This is a genomic window from Bradyrhizobium sp. (genome assembly GCF_036009065.1).
GTDB lineage: Bacteria > Pseudomonadota > Alphaproteobacteria > Rhizobiales > Xanthobacteraceae > Bradyrhizobium.
Window position 1 is genome coordinate 1 of the sequence record NZ_DASYMN010000172.1, and the last position, 5184, is coordinate 5184.

General features: G+C 62.4%; 5 protein-coding genes. All 5 read right to left on the bottom strand.

Annotated features, from left to right (window positions below):
- Window positions 1-750: branched-chain amino acid ABC transporter permease (locus VGP39_RS10440; protein WP_327568027.1), on the bottom strand; the 750-nt coding region annotated here is incomplete at its 3' end.
- Window positions 747-1619, bottom strand: coding sequence for a branched-chain amino acid ABC transporter permease (locus VGP39_RS10445; protein WP_327568028.1), 873 nt, complete (start codon window positions 1617-1619; stop codon window positions 747-749). The genes VGP39_RS10440 and VGP39_RS10445, both read right to left, overlap by 4 nt.
- A 71-nt stretch (window positions 1620-1690) precedes the next feature.
- Window positions 1691-2395, bottom strand: a complete 705-nt coding sequence (locus VGP39_RS10450) for an ABC transporter ATP-binding protein (protein ID WP_327568029.1) — start codon at window positions 2393-2395, stop codon at window positions 1691-1693.
- A gap of 15 nt (window positions 2396-2410) precedes the next feature.
- The gene (locus tag VGP39_RS10455) at window positions 2411-3166 is read right to left on the bottom strand and encodes an ABC transporter ATP-binding protein (RefSeq protein ID WP_327568030.1); all 756 of its coding nucleotides are present in this window, start codon (window positions 3164-3166) and stop codon (window positions 2411-2413) included.
- A gap of 203 nt (window positions 3167-3369) precedes the next feature.
- On the bottom strand, window positions 3370-4680 hold the full coding sequence (locus tag VGP39_RS10460) for an ABC transporter substrate-binding protein (protein WP_327568031.1): 1311 nt from the start codon (window positions 4678-4680) through the stop codon (window positions 3370-3372).
- Window positions 4681-5184: the final 504 nt, after the last annotated feature.

A 5184-nucleotide genomic window follows, 5' to 3' on the forward strand; every position in this document is an offset into this window, starting at 1 on the left:
GGCAAACACCATCTGCAGCGACACCGAGATGCCGCTCACCGTGTCGGGGGAGATGAACATCTGGTACTGGCAGTAGAGCGCGCCGGCGAGCGCCGTCATCAGCGCCGATATCACCGTGATCTTGAGTTTTTCCGCCGTCACATTGACGCCCGCCGCAGCCGCGGCGTCTTCGTCTTCGGAGATGGCCTCCAGCGCGTAGCGATCCATGCTGCGGTCGACCCAGCGCCAGATCACGAGGCCGCACGCCCAGACGGCGAGCGCGATCAGGTACCAGGTCGTCTTGTCGTCGAATTGCAGCGCCAGCAGCTGGCTGCCGCGGGTTCGGTCGGGCGTATATCCGAGCGAGCCGCCGGTATAGTCGCGCGTCGCGGTGATGACCTGCAGCACGATTCCGGACAGCGCCAGCGTCACCAGCACGAAATAGTGGCCGGTGATGCGGAAGCGGAAACACGGATACGCCACGATCACCGCCAGCACTGCCGCTGCGATCATCGCGACGGGAATGCCCAGCCACGGCGATACGCCGAGATGATTCCAGAGCAGCGCGGTCACATAGGCGCCGACGCCCATGAACCCGCCATGACCCAATGAGACGAGACCGAAGCGGCCCATCATCGACCACGACGTATAGGCGAACGACCAGATCAGGATCAGGATCAGAATGTGCAGGTGGTAGGGATCGCGATAGACGAAGGGCAGCGCGATCAGCGCTGCGCCGGCAAGCCAGGGCCCGAGCCGGGTCAAGGTCACGAGCGCCTCGCCAGGAGGCCGGCGGGCCTGATGAACATCATGACGATGAAGAAAGCGAACGCCAGCACATAGCCCCATTCGAGATCGGAAAACAGCCCGCCGAGCGAGATGATCTCGGCGAATACAAACGCCGCGACAAAACCGCCGACGAAATTACCGAGGCCGCCGAGCACGCAGATCAGGAAGGTGATCGGCCCGAACGACAGGCCGACAAACGGATGGATGTCGTATTGCAGCACCAGCAGGCAGGAGGCGAGGCCGGCCAGCGCGCCGCCCAGCGCCGAGGTAATGAGATAGAGACGACGGGTATCGACGCCCATCAGCGCCATGATCTGACGATCCTGGGAGATCGCGCGAATCGCGGTGCCGACATAGGTCCGCTTCATGAAGAAATAGACCAGCAACATGCCGATCAGCGCAGCGACGAAGGCCAGCAGGCGGGAATAGCTGAAATGCATTTCGGCGAATTTGAGCACCGGCAGCCGGATGCCGAGATTGCGGAAATCAATGCCGAATGCGACGGTGGCAAAACTTTGCAGCACAAACAGCACGCCGCCGGTGGCGAGAAGCTGGTTGATCGGCGGCGCCGAGATCAGCGGCGCGATCACCAGCAGATGCAGCAGCGCCCCAAGTGCTGCGACCAGCAGGATGGTGATCGGCGCGGCGAGGTAATACGACACGCCGAAAACCTGGACCAGATAGTACATGCCGTACATGCCGATCATCACCAGTTCAGCGTAACAGATCCATGTCACGTCGATGACGCCGAAGATCAGGTTCAGTCCGAGCGCCAACAACGCCAGCAAGCCGCCGAGCAGGATGCCGTTCACCATCGCTTCCAAGAGGTAGATGTCGAAAATGTCGGTCATGGAGCCACCTGTCCCTTACCTCTCCCCTGCGGGGAGAGGTGAAAAAACGCCGCTGCCGAGTCGATCATGCCTCAAATCCCCAAATACGCTTGCCGGATTGTATCGTCCGCCTGCATCGCGCTCGAAGTGCCGGACGCCCGGATGGTGCCCGCCTCCAGCAGATACGCGCGATCGACCACGCGCAAAACCTGCTGCACGTTCTGCTCCACGATCAGCACGGTCAGGCCACCGGCGCGGATTCGCTTCACCAGTTCGAACACCTGCTGCACCACCACAGGGGCGAGGCCGGCCGAGGGTTCGTCGAGCAGCAGCAGTTTCGGATCGGACATCAGCGCGCGGCCGATTGCGCACATCTGCTGCTCGCCTCCCGACAGCGTGCCGGCAAGCTGGCTGCGGCGTTCCTTCATGCGGGGAAACAGATCGAACACGAATGCCAGCCGCTCGGCATAGCGGGCCCGCGCCTCGGGCATGAAGGCGCCCATCTTGAGATTGTCTTCCACCGTCAGGCGGGGAAACAACCGGCGGTTCTCCGGCACATGGGCGATGCCGAGACTGACGATGCGATGCTCCGGTGTTCTGAGAATGTCGACGCCTTGCATCGAAATCGACCCCGCGCGCGGCCGGATCAGGCCGGAGATCACCCGCATCAGGGTGGTCTTGCCGGCGCCGTTGGGGCCGATCACGCCGACCGCTTCACCCGCCTCGACGTCGAGACTGACGCCGAACAGCGCCTGGAAGGTGCCGTAGCCCGCGTCGACCGCTTTCATCTTGAGCATTGCGCGCGGACTCCCCTAACGCCGCGCTTCCGCCGCGGCGGCCTGGGTCGAACCGGCGTCGGTGCCGAGATAGACCTCGACTACCCGGGGATCGCTCGAGACCTCGCTCGGCAGCCCTTCCGAAATCTTCTCGCCGTGATCCAGCACCATCACGCGATCGACCACGCGCATCAGCACCCCCATGATGTGCTCGACCCAGATGATGGTGATGCCAAGCTCGTCGCGGATTTTGCGCAGCATGTCGGCGGCCTGGTCCATCTCGGTGTCATCGAGTCCCCCTAAGCTTTCGTCGGCCAGCAGCAGCTTTGGGCCGGTCGCCAGCGCTTTCGCAAGCTCCAGCTTCTTCAGGCCGGCGGCACCGAGTCCGTCGACACTGGCAGTGCGGTCGGTCGGCAGGCCGACCGTGGCAAGCGCGCGTTCCGCTGCCTCCTCGGCTTTGGCGCGGCTGTGCCGGCCCTGCCCGAAATAGCCCGCCAGCGCCACATTCTCGAACATGGTCAGCCGGTGGAACGGCCGCGGGATCTGAAAGGTGCGGCCGATGCCGCGATTGATGATGCGGTGCGGCGGCAGGCCCGCCAGTTCGGCGCCTGCGAATTTCATCGAACCGGCGGTCGGCGGCAACGTGCCGGAGAGCATGTTGAAGATCGTGCTCTTGCCCGAGCCGTTCGGGCCGATCAGGCCGAGAATCTCGCCCTGATCGACCTTGAACGACACCTTGTTGACGGCGGTGAAGCCGCCAAACCGTTTTATCAGGCCCTCGACTACGAGCACGGCGGTCCCTTCCGATTATCACCTCTCCCCGCAGGGGAGAGGTCGGTTCGCATCGCCAGATGCGAACCGGGCGAGGGGCCTATCCGCGAGTACCATCATGTGAAGAGTCCCCTCACGCGAAGCCTGCGCTGCGCTCCGGCTTCGACCTCTCCCCTGCGGGGAGAGGTATCAGCGAGCCGCTTCAAACAAAGATTGGAGCCCGCCTATTTGGTGCTGTAGGTCGTGCCTGCCGGCAGCGGCAGCACGGCCTCGCGCTGCGCCTGGCTCTTCGGCCACACCACATACGACTTGTCGTCGACGTATTGGATCACCACCGGGAACGAGCGCTCGTTCTGCCCGGCCATCGCCGTGCCTTCGCCGAAGAATTTTACACCGAAGCCGAGCATGGTGCCGCCTTCGGCAAGGTCGACTTCCAGCGCCGCCTTGCGCAGTGCGTCGGGATCGACGCCGCCATATTTCTTGATCGCGCGCGGCATCACTTCGGTGAGGAAGACATAGGTGTTCGAGGCGGCCATGCCGACATGGGCCGACCGGATTGCGACGCCCGGCTTGACCTTGTCGAACTCCTCGCCGACCATCTTGATGACCGGCGGCAGCTTGGCGTCCATGGATTTCTGGTTGGCAAGCCAGATCGAGATCGGATCGGCGTTGAAGACGTAGTTGACATCGCTGCCGAGGCCTTCCTTGAGCTTCTCGTACACGCCGTAGCCGGCGCCGTGGCCCATCAGGGCGCCGAACTTCAGTCCCTGTTCGCGCGCCTGGCGCAGCAGCAGCGTGATGTCGGGATTGTAGCCGGTGTGGAAGATCACATCGGGCTGGGCACGCTTCAGTTTTGTCACCAGCGCCGACAGATCGGGCGCGGTCGCCGAATAGCCCTCCTTCAGCACGACATTAAAACCGGCCTTCTTGGCGCCGGCCACGTTGCCTTTCGACACGTCGACGCCATAGGCGCCGTCCTCATGGATGATGGCGACCTTGAGGTCCTTTGGCTCCTTGCCGAATTTCGCCTGGGCGTTTTGCGCGATGAAATCCGTCGTCATCAGGCCGAACTGATCGCCGCTGGCCTGCGGGCGGAAGATGTATTTGTAATTCTTGTTATCGAGGACCGCCGACGAAATGCAGGTGGTGATCCACATGAATTTCTTCAGCTGCTCGACTCGGGCGGCCACCGGCACGCACTGCGCCGACGAGAAGAAGCCCAGCAGCATGTCGACCTTTTCCTGCTCGACCAGCCGCACCGCCTCGTTGATGGCGACGTCGGGCTTGCTCTGGGCGTCGGCGTAGATGGCCTCGACCTTGTAACCTTCGACCCCGGTCTTGGCGTAGTGGTCGAGCATGATCTTGGCGCCGGTGTATTGCAGCTCCGATCCGCCGCCCGCGAGCGGGCCGGTCAGGTCGTAGATCACGCCGATCTTGATTTTCTTCTCCTGGGCCTCGGCGGACGCCGCCATGCCCAGCGCCGCGCCTGCGACAATCAGCCCACCGAGCAGGCGGGCAGCCCTAACCACCAGCATCGAAACCTCCCTGGAAGATTGTGTTTTGTGTTTATTGGTTTTTGTTGACGCCCATCACACGGGGAGCGCCGAGAGATGTCAAGCACCTAGGTCTCGTCATTCCGGGGTGCGCCAGCGGGTCCGCCCAAAGCGCGGCCCGATGACAGGCTCGGCGCGAAACCCGGAAATCCGGAGGCACCGCATGAGGCTGGATTCCGGGTCTGCGCGTCCAAGTGGCTGTTGCCAATTTAGACAATCATAATGCCGGACTCGGATAAACCCGAGTTCGGGTGGCGCATCCTGGAATGACGGCGGTTGACGATCCTAAGAGTCTGATTCAAAATAAGTGACTCAAATCATTGGAGTTCGAGACACGGAAAGTCAGCCCACTTTCAGATGCGACTTGTTGAAACCCGTTGGAGCATCGCAATAACTGCAGATTTGCCTGAGGTCAGATCCCGCAACACCGTCGTTCCTAAGTAGTTGAAATGACTCGGATACATTTTTGGATCAGGCTCTAAGGGC

Coding starts and splice junctions, on each gene's coding strand:
- VGP39_RS10450 (WP_327568029.1), bottom strand. CDS start 2,395: ATGCTCAAGATGAAAGCGGTCGACGCGGGCTACGGCACCTTCCAGGCG.
- VGP39_RS10460 (WP_327568031.1), bottom strand. CDS start 4,680: ATGCTGGTGGTTAGGGCTGCCCGCCTGCTCGGTGGGCTGATTGTCGCA.
- VGP39_RS10445 (WP_327568028.1), bottom strand. CDS start 1,619: ATGACCGACATTTTCGACATCTACCTCTTGGAAGCGATGGTGAACGGC.